The sequence below is a fragment of the Streptomyces sp. NPDC006134 genome, from assembly GCF_040628835.1.
GTDB lineage: Bacteria > Actinomycetota > Actinomycetes > Streptomycetales > Streptomycetaceae > Streptomyces.
On record NZ_JBEXTV010000001.1, the window covers coordinates 117348 to 134422 of the forward strand.

General features: G+C 73.5%; 15 protein-coding genes and 1 pseudogene. 13 read left to right on the top strand and 3 right to left on the bottom strand.

All coding sequences use genetic code 11. The annotated features are described in order from the left end of the window. Positions 1-133: 133 nt before the first annotated feature. Positions 134-3793 (bottom strand): S8 family serine peptidase, encoded by a 3660-nt coding sequence (locus ABZ340_RS00575; protein ID WP_358779521.1) that lies wholly within the window; start codon positions 3791-3793, stop codon positions 134-136. 457 nt (positions 3794-4250) lie between these two features. Here ABZ340_RS00575 and ABZ340_RS00580 point away from each other — a divergent pair, with 457 nt between their 5' ends. Next, a complete protein-coding gene (locus ABZ340_RS00580; protein ID WP_358779522.1) occupies positions 4251-5288 on the top strand; it encodes a rod shape-determining protein in 1038 nt (345 codons plus the stop codon). Between the two features lie 33 nt (positions 5289-5321). Further along, positions 5322-6821, top strand: coding sequence for a GAF domain-containing protein (locus ABZ340_RS00585; RefSeq protein ID WP_358779523.1), 1500 nt, complete (start codon positions 5322-5324; stop codon positions 6819-6821). A gap of 73 nt (positions 6822-6894) precedes the next feature. Here the strand turns inward: ABZ340_RS00585 and ABZ340_RS00590 are convergent, their stop codons facing one another. Both ABZ340_RS00590 and ABZ340_RS00595 read right to left on the bottom strand, forming a co-directional pair. Then, positions 6895-7911 carry a sensor histidine kinase gene (locus ABZ340_RS00590; RefSeq protein WP_358779524.1) on the bottom strand — a complete coding sequence of 339 codons (1017 nt, stop codon included), beginning with the start codon at positions 7909-7911 and terminating at the stop codon, positions 6895-6897. Beyond that, complete coding sequence (locus ABZ340_RS00595; RefSeq protein WP_358779525.1) at positions 7908-8276, bottom strand: STAS domain-containing protein; 369 nt, start codon at positions 8274-8276, stop codon at positions 7908-7910. The genes ABZ340_RS00590 and ABZ340_RS00595 overlap by 4 nt, the downstream gene beginning before the upstream one ends. Before the next feature lie 401 nt (positions 8277-8677). On the opposite strand from ABZ340_RS00595, the gene ABZ340_RS00600 reads away from it, so the two are divergent. The 11 genes and pseudogenes from ABZ340_RS00600 (at position 8678) to ABZ340_RS00650 (ending at position 17072) form a co-directional block, all read left to right on the top strand. Then, on the top strand, positions 8678-9400 hold the full coding sequence (locus tag ABZ340_RS00600; RefSeq protein WP_358779526.1) for an ANTAR domain-containing protein: 723 nt from the start codon (positions 8678-8680) through the stop codon (positions 9398-9400). Between the two features lie 229 nt (positions 9401-9629). Further along, the gene (locus ABZ340_RS00605; protein ID WP_358779527.1) at positions 9630-10832 is read left to right on the top strand and encodes a hypothetical protein; all 1203 of its coding nucleotides are present in this window, start codon (positions 9630-9632) and stop codon (positions 10830-10832) included. A 1-nt stretch (position 10833) separates the two neighbouring features. After that, the gene (locus ABZ340_RS00610) at positions 10834-11403 is read left to right on the top strand and encodes a hemerythrin domain-containing protein (protein ID WP_358779528.1); all 570 of its coding nucleotides are present in this window, start codon (positions 10834-10836) and stop codon (positions 11401-11403) included. Between the two features lie 13 nt (positions 11404-11416). After that, positions 11417-11887: a DUF2243 domain-containing protein gene (locus ABZ340_RS00615; protein ID WP_358779529.1), complete on the top strand. Its 471-nt coding sequence runs from the start codon at positions 11417-11419 to the stop codon at positions 11885-11887. 12 nt (positions 11888-11899) lie between these two features. Then, the gene (locus ABZ340_RS00620; RefSeq protein ID WP_358779530.1) at positions 11900-12778 is read left to right on the top strand and encodes a cytochrome c oxidase assembly protein; all 879 of its coding nucleotides are present in this window, start codon (positions 11900-11902) and stop codon (positions 12776-12778) included. Further along, on the top strand, positions 12775-12948 hold the full coding sequence (locus ABZ340_RS00625) for a hypothetical protein (RefSeq protein ID WP_358779531.1): 174 nt from the start codon (positions 12775-12777) through the stop codon (positions 12946-12948). Before ABZ340_RS00620 ends, ABZ340_RS00625 begins: the two co-directional genes overlap by 4 nt. 536 nt (positions 12949-13484) lie before the next feature. After that, a complete protein-coding gene (locus ABZ340_RS00630) occupies positions 13485-13865 on the top strand; it encodes a hypothetical protein (RefSeq protein ID WP_358779532.1) in 381 nt (126 codons plus the stop codon). Positions 13866-14375: 510 nt separating this feature from the next. Next, positions 14376-14495 (top strand): annotated as a pseudogene (locus ABZ340_RS00635) (IS5/IS1182 family transposase); the annotation flags it as partial. 110 nt (positions 14496-14605) lie between these two features. Further along, complete coding sequence (locus ABZ340_RS00640; RefSeq protein ID WP_358779533.1) at positions 14606-15130, top strand: VOC family protein; 525 nt, start codon at positions 14606-14608, stop codon at positions 15128-15130. Positions 15131-16404: 1274 nt separating this feature from the next. After that, positions 16405-16662, top strand: coding sequence for a type II toxin-antitoxin system VapB family antitoxin (locus ABZ340_RS00645; RefSeq protein WP_132783601.1), 258 nt, complete (start codon positions 16405-16407; stop codon positions 16660-16662). Next, a complete protein-coding gene (locus ABZ340_RS00650) occupies positions 16659-17072 on the top strand; it encodes a PIN domain nuclease (protein WP_358779534.1) in 414 nt (137 codons plus the stop codon). Before ABZ340_RS00645 ends, ABZ340_RS00650 begins: the two co-directional genes overlap by 4 nt. Positions 17073-17075 lie beyond the last annotated feature (3 nt).

A 17075-nucleotide genomic window follows, 5' to 3' on the forward strand; every position in this document is an offset into this window, starting at 1 on the left:
TGTCCGGCGCGGTGTCCGGCGCACCGCCCGGCACCGTGTCCGGCGCACCACCCGGCACCGTGTCCGGCGCACCACCCGGCACCGTGTCCGGCGTACCACCCGGCACCGTGTCCGGCGGTGTCCGGCGCGGTGGTCAGCGCACGCCCACGGCCCCGATGAGCTCCTGCGTCACCGAGCCGCCCCGGTCGTCGCGCGCCGAGGCCCGCAGCGAGACGGAGTCCGCGCCGCGCGGCACGGTCAGCGTGCCCCGCCAGGAGGCCCCGTCGCCGCCGGTCAGCGCGACCTTCCGCCAGGTGGTGCCGCCGTCGTACGACACCTCCAGCGTCCCGCCGCCCAGCTTCCCGGTGTCCGGGGCGCCCTGCACGTACTGCGCGCCGAGCCCGACCGGCACCTTCCGCCCGCCCGGCACCCGGCCCGCGAGGTCGGTCTCGACGTCGAAGGCGAGGTTGATCAGGGGCAGGAAGGTCCAGTGGTCCTCCGGTGCGGTCGCCGACCGGAACGTCCACTCGGCGTGCCCCGTGGCCGCCCGTCCCCAGCGCCCGGCGTCGAGCGCGGTGTCGGTGACGACCGTGTAGGTGTGCTCGCCGGCGGGCGCGTCCCACACGTACGCCGCCGAACCCGTGCGCCGGTCGACGAGGGCGCCGTCCAGGTGGACGGCCGTGGTCTGGGACAGGCCGCTGTCGTCGCTGTACACGTCGCCGAAGCCGGTGTGGTCGGGGCCGGAGTCGCCCCAGCCCGGCGTGTTGAACCGCAGCCGGTTGCCCATCCGCTGCTGCCCCCAGCCCAGTCCGGTGCCCAGCCAGGGGTGCCACACGGGCTTGAACCAGTTCAGCTCCCGCTCGGTTCCGCCCTGGTAGCGGACCCGCCCGCTGCGCTGCTCCAGTGCGCCGTCGGCGGCCGTGACCGACTCGTGCCAGAGCTGGCCGGGCCCGGTGGAGACGTACTCGGTGCGCTCGGCCGAGAGGGGGAGCCGCTCCTGGAAGCCGATGCCGACGGGGAAGGCGCCCGTGAGCGAGTAGCGGAACTCGCTGCCGTTCAGCGGCTTCGCCGCGTGGTACTTCGTGTGCAGCACGGCGAGGTCGCGCGCGCCCGGACGGTACGTCAGGTCCCGGTCGGGCACCGCGCCCGGGTGTCCCTCGGACAGGTCGTACACGTACGGCGTGTCGGGGGTGCCGGTCATGTCCACCCGGCCGGCCCGCCGCAGCCGGTCCGCGTCGGCGGCGTCGACGGTGGCGATCGGGAACGGGCGGCCGGTGTTGTCGTCCGTGCCCCACCAGGCGGTCAGGCGGCCGGGGCGGTCGTCGGTGACGAACAGCGCCGCCGCGCCCGCCTCCTGCGCGGCCCGGGCCAGGTCGGCGGGCTCGGTCCCCTCGGTGAGCCGGGCCAGCACCGCCTTGCCGCGCACCCCGGTCACCGGGCCGTCGCCGACGTCGGCCAGCGGCAGCCGGGTGCGGCCCTCGGCCAGGGTCCCGCCCGGCTGGACGAGGGCGTCCCGCACGCCCTCGACCTCCAGCAGCGGCTTGCCGAGCCGCCACACGGTGCGGTACTCGAAGGCGCCCCGGGTGACCTTCGGCGTCGGCGCGGCGAAGACGCTGTCGTACGTCAGGGGCACCTGCACGGCGCCGGTCAGGTCGGCGCCGTCCGCCGTCCGGACGTACTCCATCAGCAGCTGCCGGGTCTCGGTGCGGCGGCCCACGTCGGCCCCGACCTCGCGCAGCCGGCGCCCGTCGAGGGTCACCTCCCGGTCACGGTCGAGGACGATCTCGGGCGCGGCGAGGAAGCCGAGGCCGAGCGAGTCGGGGCCGTGGCTGCCGCGCACGTCGAGGAAGGAGGTCACGCTGTACGTGCCCGGCTTCAGCCGCAGCTTCAGGGTGCCGGAGCCGCCGACGTACGCCGGGAGGGGGTCGGCGCCCGCGGTGAGCTGCTGCACGGTCAGGTCGGCGGCGGTGTGCGCGCCGTCCCGGTCCTTGACGTGGACGGTGAGCGTGTAGCGCTCCTCCTCCTTCACCAGCCCGACGGCGGTGCGCGCGACGGGTGTGCCGCCCGCGGAGGCGACGACGTGCCCGCTGGTCTTCCCCACCTGGGCCTTGGTGCCGTCCCCGGTCACCGTCGTGGAGGCGGTGCCGTGCGCGGGGACGGTGAGGGTGGTGTCGGCGAGCGTGGCGACCCCGTCGGGGACGCCCCGCACCGCCAGGTCCAGCTCCACGTCCCGGGCGGAGTGGTTGGTGTAGGTGACGGTGCGGGTGACCGGCTCGTTCGCCTCGTACGGCCAGGAGAAGAAGCCGAGGTCGGCGCTGCCGGTGGCGGTGACCTCCGCGCCGATCGCCTCGGGCACGGCGACCCGGCCGGCGCCCAGGGTGTAGGCGGAGGCGTCCAGCGGCTTCGACGTCGACATCAGCGCGTCCTTCAGCTGCGCGCCGCTCCAGTCGGGGTGCTTCTCGGCGAGCAGGGCGGCCACCCCGGCGACGTGCGGGGTCGCCATCGACGTACCGCTCATGGCGGTGTAGTCGCCGCTGCCGGGGCTGAGGCGGGAGCGGGCGGCGAGGATGCCGACACCCGGCGCGGACAGGTCCGGCTTGAGGGCGTTGTCGCCGAGGCGGGGCCCGGCGCTGGTGAAGTAGGCCGCCTCGTCGGCGGAGTCGACCGCGCCGACGGTCAGGGCGGCGTCGGCGGCGCCGGGCGAGCCGATGGAGGAGGGGGCGCCGGTGTTCCCGGCGGCGACGACGAACAGCGCGCCCGTCTCGCGGGAGAGCGTGTCCACGGCCCGCGCCATCGGGTCGGTGCCGTCGCTGGCCTCCTGCGAGCCGAGGCTCATGGAGACGATGTCGGCGCCGACCTCCCGCGCGGCCCACTCCATGCCGGCGATGATCTGCGACTCGCTGCCCGAGCCCCGGTCGCCGAGCACCTTGCCGACGGCGAGCGTGGCGCCGGGCGCGACGCCCCGCTCCGTGCCGCCGGAGGCGGCGCCGCTGCCGCCGACCGTGGAGGCGACGTGGGTGCCGTGGCCGTTGCGGTCGGCCACCTCCTCGCCCTCGATGAAGCTCCTGCTCACCGCCACGCGCCCGGCCAGGTCGGGGTGGTCCGCGTCGACGCCGGTGTCCAGCACGGCGACGGTGACGCCCTTGCCGGTCAGCCCGGCCTCCCAGGCGTGCTCCGTCCCGATCTGGGCGTTGCTCTCGGCCATCTCGGCGGTGACCCGCCCGTCCAGCCACACCCCGTCGATGCCGTCCTGCCGGGTGAACGCCCGCCAGAACTCCCGCCCCTTGTCCGCCCGCACGGCGGCCCCGCGCACGCTGGGCAGCGCCCGCGTCCGCTCGGCCCCGCGCGGGGTGAGCGCCGGCGCCCCCTTGTCGTACGTCACGATCAGCGGCAGCTCGCCGGTACGGGAGTCGGCGAGCCCCTGCTCCACCAGCTCACCGACGTCGAAGAGCCGCTCGTCCAGGGTCCCGGCCCGCAGGTAGGGCAGCGCCTCGTCCGGTACGACGCTGATGTCGCCGCCGGCCGTCCGGGTGCGGACGGCTCCGGTGGCCCCCTCGGGCCGCTCGACCGTGACCGTCTTCTTCCCGCCGCCGAGGTCGGTGACGGTGACCCGGTCACCGGTGACCAGGGTGACGGTGTGCGCGGCGGCCGGGGTGCCGCTCGTGCCGGTGGTGCCGCTCGTTCCGCTCGTGCCGGTGGCTTCGCTCGTGCCGGCGGGTGCCTCCCGCGCCGCCGCCGGGGTCACCGGCAGCAGGGCGGCCAGCAGCCCGGCCGACAGGAGGGCCGCTCTGCGCCCGACTGGTCCTCTGCTCATCCACGCCTCTCTTCGTCGTGTGCTGCGAAGAGTCTCAGGGGGCTCGCGTTGCAGGGGAGTTGACGGGAGCTGGCGGGTTGGCGCCCTGGCGGGTTTCCGCCAGGGCATCGGCGGACGGCCGGTGGCAGACCGGACACCGCCGGCGCCCGGCCGCGCACACCGGCGCACCCGCCCGTCCGGATCTCACCGGATGGTCCGAACAGCCCGAACAATCCTGACAGTCCGGGAAGTCCGAACAATCTGGATGGCCCGGACGGTCCTGACGGCCCGGACGGTCCTGACAGCCCGAACGGCCCGAACGGCCCCTCGCGCACCCCGCCCCGGATCCGGACACCCCCCATTCAGCGGCGCCCCACCCGGCCCCCTCCAGAAGGCGCCCTCCCCCTCACCCCCGCACGATGCCAGGGAGACCGCCCACCGGGCGGTCCCACGGTCTGCGCTCTCGGGAGGATTCGCCATGACCGCCAGTCTGGAGCAGCTGCGCCGCTGCCACTTCGCCGTCGATCTGGGAGCGGCGAGGACACGGGTGTACGTGAAGGGTGCCGGCCTCGTCGTCGACCAGCCGTCGGCCGCCGCCGTCAACACCCGCACCGGGGCGCTGATCGCGGTCGGCGAGCTCGCGGAGAAGATGACGGGCCGCACCCCCGGCTACATCCGGGTCGTCCGGCCGGTCTCCGGCGGCACGGTCGTCGACATCGAGCTGGCCCAGCGCATGCTGCGCCACCTGCTCGGTGACAAGGTGCGCCGCTCCCTGCGCCGCAAGCCCCGGCTGCGCGCCGCCGTCTGCACCCCGCACGACGCCGACCCGCTGGCCCGGCGCGCCGCGATCGAGACCCTGGTCGGGCTCGGCGCCCGCCGGGTGGAACTGGTGGAAACCCTCATCGCCGCGGCCGTGGGCTGCGGGCTGCCCGTGGAGCAGCCCGAGGCCACCATGATCATGGTGTGCGGGGCGCACGCCACCCAGGTGGCCGTGCTCTCCCTCGGCTCCATCGTGGCCGCCGAGCGCATCCCGGTCGGCGGTGAGGCCGTCGACAACGCGATCGTGCAGCACCTGCGCCACGAGCACGAGCTGATGCTGCCCAGCCAGTCGGTACGGCCGCTGCAACTGGCCCTGTCCGGCAACGGGCTCACCCCGGACGGGCCGGCCTCCACCGAGATCCACGGCCGGGACGTGGCGACCGGCCTCGCCCGCAGCGTGCAGGTCGACACCGCCGCCGTCCGCAACGCCATCCAGACGCCGCTGACGGCCGTGCTCGACGGCATCGGCAAGGTGCTGCGGGACTGCCCGCCCGACCTGGTCGCCGACCTCGTCGACCGGGGGATCATGATGGTCGGCGGCAGCGCCCTGCTCCCCGGCTTCGACCAGATGCTGCGTCAGGCGACCGGCATGCCGGTGCACATCGCGGAACGCCCGGACATCTGCGCCGTCCAGGGCCTGGGCACCATGCTGGAGGGCGGGATCGAGCCGCTGGCGCTGGACCCGCTGGCCGGCTGAGCGCGCGGTGACCGGACGGCACGGCCGCGCGGCATGACCGACGCCCCCCGCTCCCGCCTCGCGCGGCTGCTCGAAGCCGTCCTCGACGTCGGTACCGGCCTCGATCCGCGCAGCACCCTGCAGCGCCTCGTGGACGGCGCCGTCGAACTGACCGGCGCCGCCCACGCCGAGCTGAGCACCGGTCAGGAGGACCTCACCGGCATCCGCTCCCCGGCCACCGGCCCGCCCGGCCCGCCCGGCGTGCCGGAGGCGCCGTACCGGCTGCGGGTGCCCGTCCGCGTGGAGGGCGAGGAGTTCGGCGCGCTGCACCTGGCGGGGCGGCCCGACGGCGCCCCGTTCACCGCCGGGGACGAGCAGGCGGTGCGGGTCCTGGCGGCCCAGGCCGGCATCGCGATCGGCAACGCCCGGCTGTACGAGACGGCCCGGCAGCGGGAGCGGTGGATCGAGGGCGCGGCGGCCGTCACGACCGCGCTGCTCACCGGGGAGGCCGCCGACGACGCGCTGACGACGGTCGCCGAACGGGCCCGGCTGCTCGCGGGCGCCGCCGCGGGCGTGATCCTCCAGCCGACGGAGGAGGGCGGCATGGAGATCGTGACCGCCTCGGCGCCCGGCGAACCGGGCGGCCCGGGCGCCCTGGTCGGTGCGGCGATCGCGCCGGGCAGTCCGGTGCTGGACCAGCTCCTCGCCGGTGAGCCGGTGTTCGTGGACGACGCGGCGACCGATCCGCGGATGACGACTCCGGTGCGGCACCGGTTCGGGCCCGGCATGCTCCTGCCGCTGCGGGCGAGCGGGCACCTGATCGGCACGCTCGCCCTGCCCCGCCGGCGCGGCGACCGCCCGTACAGCGACGTCGAACGCCTGCCGGCGGTGACGTTCGCCTCCCAGGCCGCCCTCGCGCTCGTCCTCGCCGACGCCCGGCGCGGCCGGGAACGCCTCGCCGTCTACGAGGACCGCGACCGCATCGCCCGCGACCTGCACGACCTGGTCGTCCAACGGCTGTTCGCCACCGGGCTGATGCTGGAGTCCACGCAGCGCCGCCACGGCGCCGGCGACGACGTCCGGGAGCTCCTGGACCGGGCGGTGGACGAGCTGCGGTCGACGGTCCAGGAGGTCCGTACGGCCATCCTCGCGCTGCAGCGGCATCCGCGGACCGGCGACGCCGGCGTGCGCCCCGCCCCGCCGGTCACCCTCCGGGACCGGGTGCTGCGCGAGACGGCCGCCGCCGCCGCGCTCCTCGGCTTCCCGCCGTCCACGCGTTTCACCGGCGCCGTCGACAGCCGCGTACCCGGCCCGGTCGCGGACCGGCTGCTCACCGCCCTGCGCCACGCCCTGACGGCCGCGTGCCGGCGCCACGGGGCCGGGCGGGTCGAGGTCGCGGTCGACGCGACCGCCACCCTCCCGGACGGGCGGGACGCGGTACGGCTGACGGTGCGCGACGACGGGACGGACGGAGAGGCGGACGGCGAGGCGGACGGCGGGCAGGCCCCTGACGGCGGCTACGGCACCACGGTGACCTGGGAGTCCCCGCTGTGAGAGACACGGTGAGAGGCGCTGTGAGAGGCGCGGCGGGAGGCGGCCGTCCCCGAACCGGCGGCCGCCCGTCCCCTCACCGCGCGAACCAGCACCGTACGGTCGTGCCGTCCGGGCCGGTGTGCATGCGGACGAGGTCCGAGACGAGGTTGACCAGCAGCAGGCCGCGTCCGCCGCGCTGGTCGCGGGCCGCGGGGCGGCGCCCGGCCAGCGGGTCGGCGAGGCGGCCCTTGTCGCGCACCTCGCACACCACGTACCCGTCCTCGGGCCACACCCGCAGCAGGCCCTCGCCGCCGCCGTGCACCACGCTGTTGGTCACCAGTTCGGCCGTGACGAGGGCCAGATCGTCCAGCCGGACGCCGGTGAGGCCCAGCCGCGCGCCCTCGCCGGTGGCCACGTGGCGGGCCTGGGAGAGGGAGTCGGCGACGAAGGCGAAGGACAGCGCGGTGTCCGGGGGCGGCGGCAGCGGCCGGTTGTAGCGGGCGACGACGTCGTCGGGGGCGTACGCGTCACTGCTCCGTTCCCCGCCGGGCCCGGCGGGGATGACGACGGGGTGGGTGGCGTGGGCGTCGGCGAGGACGCGCTCGTCGAGACGGCTCTCGTCGTACGGACAGAGGATGGACACCGTACGGCCCTGGAAGGCGGCGTTGATCAGCGCCTCGTGCTGGACGCAGGCCGGGTACTCGGTGTCCGTGCGGCCGGCCCAGATCGGCTCGCCGATGATCCGCACCCGTCGGCCGGCCGGCTGGGCGTCGGCGAAGGCGCGCAGCACGCCGGGGATGATCCGGCCGGGGTTGCGTCCGGCCTCGCGCATGTCCAGCATGCGCACGCCGTCGGCGGCGTCGCCCAGCGCGTCGCGGATCAGGGCGAGCCGCTCGCCGGGGACGGAGACCGCCACGGGTTCCCCGGCGGCCAGCCCCTCGCGCAGGAAGGGGACGGTGCCCCGGAGGTACTCCTCGTCGTCCCGGTAGAACAGGGCGGGGTGGACGAAGGGCTCGGCGGGTTCCGGGGCGCCGGAGAGCGAGGCGGGACCGGGAGCCGCGGAGGACCCCGCGGGCTCGAAGGACTCGGAGGGTTCGGCCGCGGCACTCATGACATCGACACCTCGATCGCCGACTGGTCGGGCCAGAACAACTCCAGCACCCGTTGCACGACAGGCGGCGGCCGGTGCAGGACGAGGCGTCCGCCGGCCGGGAGCCGCTGGGCCGCCGCCACGAGCGCGCCGACGCCGGCGACGTCGACGAACGTCACGCCGGACAGCTCCAGGTAGTACACGTCCTCACCCTCACGCACCGCCTGTTCCAGCGCGTGTTCCCATGTGTCACGCGTCGACAGGCCCACCTCGCCCGCCGCCCGTACGCCCGCGCGTCCGGTCAACGGGGACACCGTCAGGCCCGGTGCCGCTCCGACGGCCCCGGACGGCGCCTCGTGCTGAGTGCCCACCCTGAACTCTCCCATGCTCCCCGACCAGACGCCCCTACCCGTTCGGCAGCCGATCACACCCGCCGTTCTCCCCGGCAGCCGTTTCCGCCCGGAACGGGGCCTTTACCCACCCATGGTCCGGGCATTCCCCTCGCCGGGGTGTACCCCGCCGCCCGTAGGGCAGGCGCACCTCCGACGGGGGCCGAGGGACATCGGAAAGGTCCGGCGAGGACCTACGGGGTCCAACGAGGACCTACGGGGTCCAACGAGGACCTACGGGGTCCGAGGAAGACCGACGAGAACGGCGAAGACCGACAGGGTCCGACGAGGACCGACAGGGTCCGACGAGGACCGACAGGGTCCGACGAGGACCGACAGGGTCCGACGAGGACCGACAGGGTCCGACGAGGACCGACGAGGACCGACAAGGCGGTGACATGACCACAGCGACACCACCGCGTCTGGCGGGGAGGCTGACCACCCTGATGATCGAGGCCCGCGTGGACGCGGGCCGGGCTCTGCTCGCCCCGCGGGGCGAGCTCGTCCACGGCTGCGCGGACACCCTGACCGAGACCCTGGCCGGGCTGCCGGCCGGCACCGGACGGGTCGATCTGGACATGACGGGCGTGACCTTCATGGACACGGCCGGGCTCCAGTTCCTGGACGTGCTCCACGACCACGGCCACCGGCACGCGGTGACGGTGACGACGGCGAACTGGAACGGCCAGCCGCGCCGCATTCTCGAACTGGCCGGCCTGGACACCACCGATCCCCTGCGCTCCGCGGCCCACCGGCCACCGGCCCCGCGGCCCGGCCCCGTCCCCTCCCCCCGCCCGGCCCCGGCCCCGGTCCCGGCCCGCTCCGCGGTGGCGCTGGAACGCTCGGAGCGGCTGCACGACCTCCAGGAGGAGGTGGAGCAGCTCCGCCACGCCCTCGCCTCCCGCCCGGTCATCGACCAGGCCCGCGGCATCCTCATGGCCACCCACGGCTGCACCTCCGACGAGGCCTGGCACCTCCTGCGCGAGACGTCCCAGCTGTCCAACACCAAGCTGCGCGCCGTCGCCGCGGCGATCACCTCCAGCGCCGGGAACGGCGGCCCGCCCCTGCCCGGCGCGGTGCGCACGGCCCTGCGCGCCGCGCTCGCCCGACTGGGCCGCTGAGCCCACGGAAACCACCCGTCCGGGGCTCTGGACCGCGCACCGTCCATGCGGGAAGGCCGCGCGCCTGTCCGTACGGGAAAGCCGCACGCCCGTCCGTACGAGAAGGCCGCGCACCGTCCGTACGGGAAGACTGCGCACCGTTTGTGCGGGATTGCGATGGGTACTCGGCGGCGGCCGGTCGGGGGGCCCGACCGCGCTTACCGGCACACCGCCGCCGAGGAGATTCCCCATGGGCTTCAACCCCCTCGAACACCAAGGCATCCCCCTGGACCGCCAGCTGCGCAACTGGCGCGAACTGGACGTCGAACCGGTCGACCCCGACCACGGCGACCCGTACACCAAGTGCCGCATCATCACGATGAACGGCATCGAGGTCGAGGCCATCCTCTTCAGCCACCAGTTCGCCCGCCACTGCCCCGACCCGGAGGTCAAACGGCAGCTCGCGCAGGTCCGCTACATCGAGCAGCAGCAGCAGAAGGCCGTCAACTGGCTGCTGCCCGGCCTCAACTCCGTGCTGGAGACCACCATCGCCTACGAGCAGGTGGCGGTGGACCTCACCGGCTGGGTCGCGCGCCACGAGCCGGACCCGTACCTGAAGCAGGCCTACGAGTTCGGCGTCCTGGAGGACTTCGACCACCTGTACCGGTACGCCAACCTGTACGAGATGATCGAGCACCGCAAGGCGGAGTCGATCGTCGACGGCCTGACCGAGGTGATGCCGGGCAGGCCCACCAAGTACCACCACCGCGACCCGGTGGACAACGTGCGCGAGCCCTACGACCGCACGACGGCGAACCCGCTCTCCAAGCTGCACGCGCTGACCATCATGTCGGCCGAGCAGCAGACCATGAACTTCTACATGAACGTCGGCCCCCAGTACATGGAGCCGATCGCCCGCCGGCTCTACCAGGAGATCGGGCTCATCGAGGAGGAGCACGTCACGCACTACGAGTCGCTGGTCGACCCGGGCGAGACGTGGTGGGAGCAGCTCGTCAACCACGAGTACAACGAGTGCTACCTGTACCACTCCTTCATGGAGCAGGAGTCCGACCCGAAGGTGAAGGCGGTCTGGGAGCTCCACCTCAACATGGAGCTGGAGCACCTGCGCATCGCCTGCGACCTGATGCGCCGCCACGACGGCCGCGAGCCGGCCCCGATCCTCGCCCCCGAGCTGCCGAACGTCCTCACCTTCGAGGAGAACAAGCAGTTCGTCCGCAACCTGCTGGACACCCAGATCGACCTGACGACCCTCGGCACCGGCTACGTCCGGGACGCGCACGAGCGGTTCGAGCGGATGCAGGAGCAGATCCACGGCGGCGAGGAGCCGCCGAGCGAGCAGGTGATGGCCCAGCACCAGGAGATGTTCGGCCGCGAGTACCGCGTCGAGACCGACGGCCCGCACCCCGACGCCGCCCTCCGGGAGAAGAGCTGACATGGCCGGTATCACCGCCGACGACGCCGACGTCGTCGCCCTGCTCATGCGCCAGCACGGCGACATCCGCAACCTCTTCGACGAGGTGGAGAAGACCACCGGCGACGAACGCCGGGCCGCCTTCCGCCGCCTGGTCCAGCTCCTCGCCGTGCACGAGACGGCCGAGGAGGAGGTCGTCCACCCCTTCACCCGCACGTCCGTGCCGGACGGCGAGAAGATCGTCGAGGAGCGGCTGGCGGAGGAGCGGGAGGCGAAGGAGGTCCTGTCCCGGCTGGACGGCATGGACCCCGACGACCCGAAGTTCCTGCCCGCCCTGCTGGCCCTGCGGCTGGACGTGATGTCCCACGCCCGCGCCGAGGAGCGCTACGAGTTCAACCACATCCGCCGCAGCGCCGACAAGGCCCGCCTGGCCTCCATGGCCACGGCCCTGCGCGCGGCGGAGGCGACGGCCCCGACCCACCCGCACCCCGGCACCGAGTCCGCGGCCAAGAACATGGCCCTGGGCCCGCTCGCCTCGGTCATGGACCGCACCCGGGACGCGGTGCGCAAGGCCATGGGCAAGGACGGGTGAGGACGGGACCCGGGTGACGTACCGCCGTTCGGTCGCCGGTGGAGCACTGCTGGGCATCGGCCTCGCCGCCTTCGTCGACGAGGCCGTCTTCCACCAGCTGCTCCACTGGCACCATTTCTACGACCGCTCCACCCCCGGCGCGGGCCTGGTCTCCGACGGCCTGCTGCACGCCGGGAGCTGGCTGGCGACGGTGGCGGGCCTGTTCGTCTACGCCGACCTGCGGCGCCGGGGCGGCCCGCGGCGCCCGGCCTGGTGGGCCGGGGTCTGCCTGGGCGCCGGCGGCTTCCAGCTCTTCGACGGCGTCGTCGACCACAAGCTGCTGCGCGTCCACCAGATCCGCTACGGCGTGGACGTCACCCCCTACGACTGGGCGTGGAACGCGGTCGCCGTCCTGCTCCTCCTCACGGGCCTGCTCCTGTGGCGCCGCGCCCGCCGCTCCGCCCTCCCCCGCGGCACCGGCCGGCACCCACTCCCCCGCCCCTGAGGAAGGGCCCGCATGACGGCGACCGGTCCCCTGCTCCTCTCGGCCCTCCTCACCTGTGCCGCCTACTCGGCCGCGGCCGTCCGGCTCCGCCGCCGCGGGGATGCCTGGCCGTGGTGGCGGGAGGCGTGCTGCTGGCTGTCCGGCGCGGTGTTCGCGGCCGGGGCGGCCGTGCCGTGGGAGGCGTGGCCGATGCCGTTCACCGGGCACATGGCGGCGCATCTGGCGGCCGGCATGATCGCGCCCGTGCCGGCGGTCCTGGCCCGCCCGGTCACGCTGGCCCTGCGCGCGCTCCCCGTCCCCGGCCGCCGCGCGCTGCTCGCGGTGCTCCGCTCCCCGCCCGCCGCGTTCCTCGCCTTCCCGCCCGTCGCCGCGACGCTCGACATCGGCGGCCTGTGGCTGCTCTACCGCGCTCCCCTGCCCCCGCAGCTGCACCACAGCCCCTGGCTGTACGTCCACCTGTTCGCGGCCGGGTGGCTCTTCACGTTCGCGGTCCTCGCCCTCGACCCGGTACGGCACCGGCCAAGCCTCGCCCTGCGCGCCGCCACCCTCCTGGCCGCCGCCGCGGCCCACGCCGTCCTCGCCAAGACCCTGTGGACGGCGGGCCCGCCGGGCACGGCGTACGCACCGGCCGACCTGCACCGGGCGTCCCGGCTCATGTACTACGGCGGCGACGCGGTGGAGATCGCCCTCGCCGTCACCCTGGCCGCCCACTGGTACCGCGCACAGGGCCGCGCCCTGGCCCGCCGCTCCCCGGCCGGCCGGCGTCACGCCCAGGACCCCGGTCATGCCCACCGCCCCGGCGGGGTACTCGCTGCCGCACCGCCGGAGCGGGCCGCCCGTCCCCTCCGGCCGTCCGACGAACGACCCCGTCACCAGGAGGCACCACGATGACCGAGCACACCCCGTCCCAGGCCGAGGGCGACCGCGACGACGAGCAGCGGACGACCGAGCGCCGGTCCCCGGCGCACCCGACCCCGTCCCAGGCGGAGGGCGACCGCGGCGACGACCGCCGGACGCGGGAGGAAGACCGGGAACGCCGGGAACACGGCTCCGGCTCCTGAACCGCCCACGGACCCACCTCGCGCTTGCGCGGGACGGCGGGTGGGCCGTCACGATCACGTGACGGCCCACCACGGCTTTCCGCACGGCGGGACCGCCCCCGCCTCCGCCTTTTCACCGCAATTTCCGACTGCACCCCGGAAACGCCGCTCAAGCCCCGCCCCGTAATACCGCATCACGCCGACCCCGACATTTACTTGCACACAGCAAATTCACACCGGAAGCCATTGCCGCATCTTTGGTTGACGAGTAAACAGTAATGGCGTGCCGGACTCGCCACCCAATCACCCAAGTCCTCCCACTTGGTGACGAACCACCAAGCCACACACCACTGGGGAGGTTCCGGTTCTCCGCTCCCGCCGACCGGCCATCGCCCGCCCCAATCACCAAACGGGCACACGGAATTGAGGGAGTACAGGAACTCGGAAAAATCTTTACAGCACGGCCGGATTGCACCTAACGTCAAGACGCGGCCGCCGCAGACACCTGTGAAGTCCGGTGGTATGCACGCCGTCTGCTTCATTGCGACTTTCCAGTTATGAGGTACACCATGCGCAAACTGCTGCGTTCGCTCGTCGTCCCTGCGGCCGCCGCCATCGGACTGTGCAGCTCCGGGGTGGCCTTCGCCGGCCAGGACTGCGTCGCCTACGGGAACGGCGCCACGGCGGAGTTCCAGGCCTACGGCGAGGTCCTGCGCATCACGGACGACTCCGCGGACGGGCACTCCGCCGTGGCCCAGATCAACTACGGCGACGGCCTGAAGACGTACTGGAACCCCAACGGCCAGGGGACCACGCGCACCATCGACCTCGAGGTCCCCGAAGGCACGCGGGTGGACGTCAGGGCCTGCGTGGGCGAGTACGACGGTTACCGGATCTACACGGAGAGCTGCAGCCTCTACAAGGTCGGCATCGCCTGACCTCCGGTGACGTGGGAAGGGGGGCCGGAGTCCACCCTGTGATCCTGTGATCCCCCTCCCGCCGCAGCGACGGGCCGCGGGCCGCCCGACGGCGGCGGCGAGAAGGAACTGGCGGCGACCCGCCGTGCGCCGTCCCGGATCACGGCCGACGCCGACGGCGGCATCACCTTCGTCGACCGCGAAGCCGACGCCCCCAGGACCGTCGCCAACCCGGGCCACCCGCCCAAGGGCGCCCGCATGTCCAGCCCCGGCCACGCCGCGGTCGCCACGACGTGGGCGGACGGCAGGACGAGCCCGATCACCCCGGACAAGGCCCACGCCGTCCGGGCGGCCCGCACCACCCTGCGCGTGCTGGCCACCGGCACGTCCGTCACCCTGGACACCACCCCGAAGGCCGCGGATGAGAACGCCGGAACCGGTATCAAGCCCTCACCCGCCCTCGCCGCCCCGGAGAAGACGGGCCGGAAGACCGGCGACGGCCTCTCCGCGCAGACGGTCCGCGCACAGCCGCTGTCCGGCTACCGCCGCCTCAGCCCTCGCTGCGAGCGAGATCCCCGCGACCGCCCGGCCTTTCCCGGCCTCGCCGCCGCCCTCTGCCGCTACAGGCGACTCGTCCGCCTCGCCACGTAGGACACGGTCTGAGGATGGTGCCGGTCTCGTGCGTCATCTAGGTCCGTAGTTGTCCTAACCGGGCCCTAGGGTCGTCACATCGTGAAGGACCACACGAGGGGACGAGACCGATGAGGCACACTGCACCCGAGGGTTACACCAGCGTTGCGCCGTGGGTGGTCACCGACGACACCGGTGCGCTGCTCGACTTCATCACCGCCGCGTTCGACGGCGAGGAACTCGCACGGGTGCCGGTCGAGGACGGCACCGTCGGCCACGGTGAGATCCGTGTCGGCGACACGGTGGTGCTGGCCTTCGACCGACGGCCCGACTGGCCGGTGATGCCCTCGCTGCTGCGGGTCTACGTCCCGGACGCGGACGCCGCCATGGCCGCTGCTGTTGCGCACGGGGCGCAAGTGATCACCGAGGTCGCTGACAGCGCGTGGGGGGATCGCGGTGGCCGGGTGCGGGATCCGTTCGGCAACATCTGGTGGGTGATGAGCCGGGTCGAGGACGTCGCACCGGACCAAGCCTGGGAACGTATCTTCGAGCCGAAGTACGCCGAGGCGATGCGCATGGCCCAGGAGACGCTGGATGCCGCGCTGAGCGGCCGGGCTTCAGGGGTGGCGAGTGCCCCGCGGCACCCGGCCCACTGAGCCTTTCCGGGAGGCGAACGACGAGAGGGACGAAGCCCCGTGAAGGGCTCGACGCACAAGCGGTGCAAGTGCCCGGCACCACACGGCACCAAGGGCAACCGCGAAAACTGCCGGAAGAGTCAGGGCACTTGGCAGCACGTCGCCGACGTGGGCCGCGGCGCGGACGGCAAGCGGAAGCAGGCAGCGGCACCGTGCCCGTACCGCGAGGCCGGGCACCTGAGCGTGAGCTTCGGGGAGCCGAAGACGAAGACCGGCAAGGGCCGCGTGATCGAGCCGGGGAACGACTGTGGCCGTACGGCCCTCGGCACGGGTACGCGCCGCTCCTGCTCGCCGGTGGCATACGGCTGGGGACCGTGTCGAAGACGCTCGGGCACTCCGGGATTCAGATCACATCGAAGGCGTACGCGCACCCGCTGCCCGGCGGGGCCCGCGAGGGCGCGGAGCGGACAGCGGCGCTCACCCCGGGCCCGGAAGACTCCGTCCGAGCGATCTTCGGGCGCGCGTGACCACTCCGTGACCACCTCGCGGGGAAGATCGGCCACAAACCCGGTGGCGGGATCTGACGCCGATCGCTCCGACGCAGGTCAGAACGATTTTGCCCGTGAGGGCGTGAGTGGGGCGGGTGGGACTCGAACCCACGGCCGACGGATTATGAGTCCCTTTCGGATCTTCCGATCCGTCCCGGCTCTTGCCTCGTCTTTCCTATAACCGCAGGTCAGATGCCATCCGTCGTTCTGGCTCTGCGCCGGCCTTCCTGATCCTTCCGTGCCCTTCCGTCCCCTGTGCGTCCCCTGGTGGTCCAACGGAATGGCCATAGGCGTCCCCACCACCTCCGCCGGCGAGGCCCTGCCGCGGCGCTGGACACGCGGTGAGATGGCCACGGCACCGTCACCGCCCCCGCTCACCGGCCGAGGTCGGCCAACAGGTCGCCGAGTACCGCATCCTCCTCGATGCGCACGCCGAGGGACCACGGCGGGTGCCGTGCGCGGCGGGCACCGAGTGAGCTGACGCAGGATCAGGACCACGGGTTCGCCTGCGTCCGTCGACCAGTCGAGAGCGTGGGTGCGGGCCGAGAGCGAGACGATGGAGGAGGGGGCGTCCTTGAGGAGCCCGGCCGCGACCCATGCCTCGCGACGCCACTCGGCTGCGGCAGCCCCGGTCGACATTCCTTGCGCCGGGCTGCTGCCAGGCCCCTCGTAACGGGCAACACCCACCGTCGAACATAGTGGATCATGTATATTGATATATAGCCGCGTATACACATGGAGGCGCCCATGAGCCGCACCGTGATCGATCTCGACGACGAGGCACTGGAGGCCGCTGCCAAGGAACTCGGCACCACGACCAAGCGCGACACCATCAACACCGCCCTTCGGGAGGTCACCGCCCGCTACCGGCGACTGCGCGCTCTCGGAGAAGCCCGCGAACTGGTCGCGGAGGGCGCCCTCGACATGGATGTCCTCCTCCACAAGAGCAAGTACCGGCCCACCGGCGGGCCGGACGGTGTTCGCGATGCAGGAGCGGATGAGTGACCGTCGCCGACTACCTGATCGACACCTCCGCCGTCGCCCGCGTCCTCCTCGGCCGGACGACGGCCGAGTGGGACGACAGGATCGGCGCGGGGCTCGTCGCCCTGTGCGACATCACCGAACTGGAAGTCCTCTATTCCGCACGCTCGGCGGCGGACCGGGAACGTGTGAAGCGCACGCTGAACGCCCACTACACCTGGTGCCCCATGCCCGACGGCATCTACCGACGCGCACGCGTCGTCCAGGAACTGCTCACCGTCAAGGGCGAGCATCGCAGTGCAGGCCCCGTCGACCTGCTGGTCGCCGCTGCGGCGGAGGAGGCGGGGCTGACGCTGCTCCACTACGACCGCGACTTCGAAACGATCGCCCGTGCGACCGGACAGCCAGTACAGATGATCGATCTCAAGGACTGATCG

What these genes read in the sequence shown, in the direction of transcription:
- ABZ340_RS00585 (WP_358779523.1), top strand. Translation starts at nt 5,322, where the DNA reads ATGACCGACGCCCCCCGCTCCCGCCTCGCGCGGCTGCTCGAAGCCGTC.
- ABZ340_RS00605 (WP_358779527.1), top strand. Translation starts at nt 9,630, where the DNA reads ATGGGCTTCAACCCCCTCGAACACCAAGGCATCCCCCTGGACCGCCAG.
- ABZ340_RS00630 (WP_358779532.1), top strand. Translation starts at nt 13,485, where the DNA reads ATGAGGTACACCATGCGCAAACTGCTGCGTTCGCTCGTCGTCCCTGCG.
- ABZ340_RS00590 (WP_358779524.1), bottom strand. Translation starts at nt 7,911, where the DNA reads ATGAGTGCCGCGGCCGAACCCTCCGAGTCCTTCGAGCCCGCGGGGTCC.
- ABZ340_RS00600 (WP_358779526.1), top strand. Translation starts at nt 8,678, where the DNA reads ATGACCACAGCGACACCACCGCGTCTGGCGGGGAGGCTGACCACCCTG.
- ABZ340_RS00610 (WP_358779528.1), top strand. Translation starts at nt 10,834, where the DNA reads ATGGCCGGTATCACCGCCGACGACGCCGACGTCGTCGCCCTGCTCATG.
- ABZ340_RS00575 (WP_358779521.1), bottom strand. Translation starts at nt 3,793, where the DNA reads ATGAGCAGAGGACCAGTCGGGCGCAGAGCGGCCCTCCTGTCGGCCGGG.
- ABZ340_RS00595 (WP_358779525.1), bottom strand. Translation starts at nt 8,276, where the DNA reads ATGGGAGAGTTCAGGGTGGGCACTCAGCACGAGGCGCCGTCCGGGGCC.
- ABZ340_RS00625 (WP_358779531.1), top strand. Translation starts at nt 12,775, where the DNA reads ATGACCGAGCACACCCCGTCCCAGGCCGAGGGCGACCGCGACGACGAG.
- ABZ340_RS00620 (WP_358779530.1), top strand. Translation starts at nt 11,900, where the DNA reads ATGACGGCGACCGGTCCCCTGCTCCTCTCGGCCCTCCTCACCTGTGCC.
- ABZ340_RS00640 (WP_358779533.1), top strand. Translation starts at nt 14,606, where the DNA reads ATGAGGCACACTGCACCCGAGGGTTACACCAGCGTTGCGCCGTGGGTG.
- ABZ340_RS00580 (WP_358779522.1), top strand. Translation starts at nt 4,251, where the DNA reads ATGACCGCCAGTCTGGAGCAGCTGCGCCGCTGCCACTTCGCCGTCGAT.
- ABZ340_RS00645 (WP_132783601.1), top strand. Translation starts at nt 16,405, where the DNA reads ATGAGCCGCACCGTGATCGATCTCGACGACGAGGCACTGGAGGCCGCT.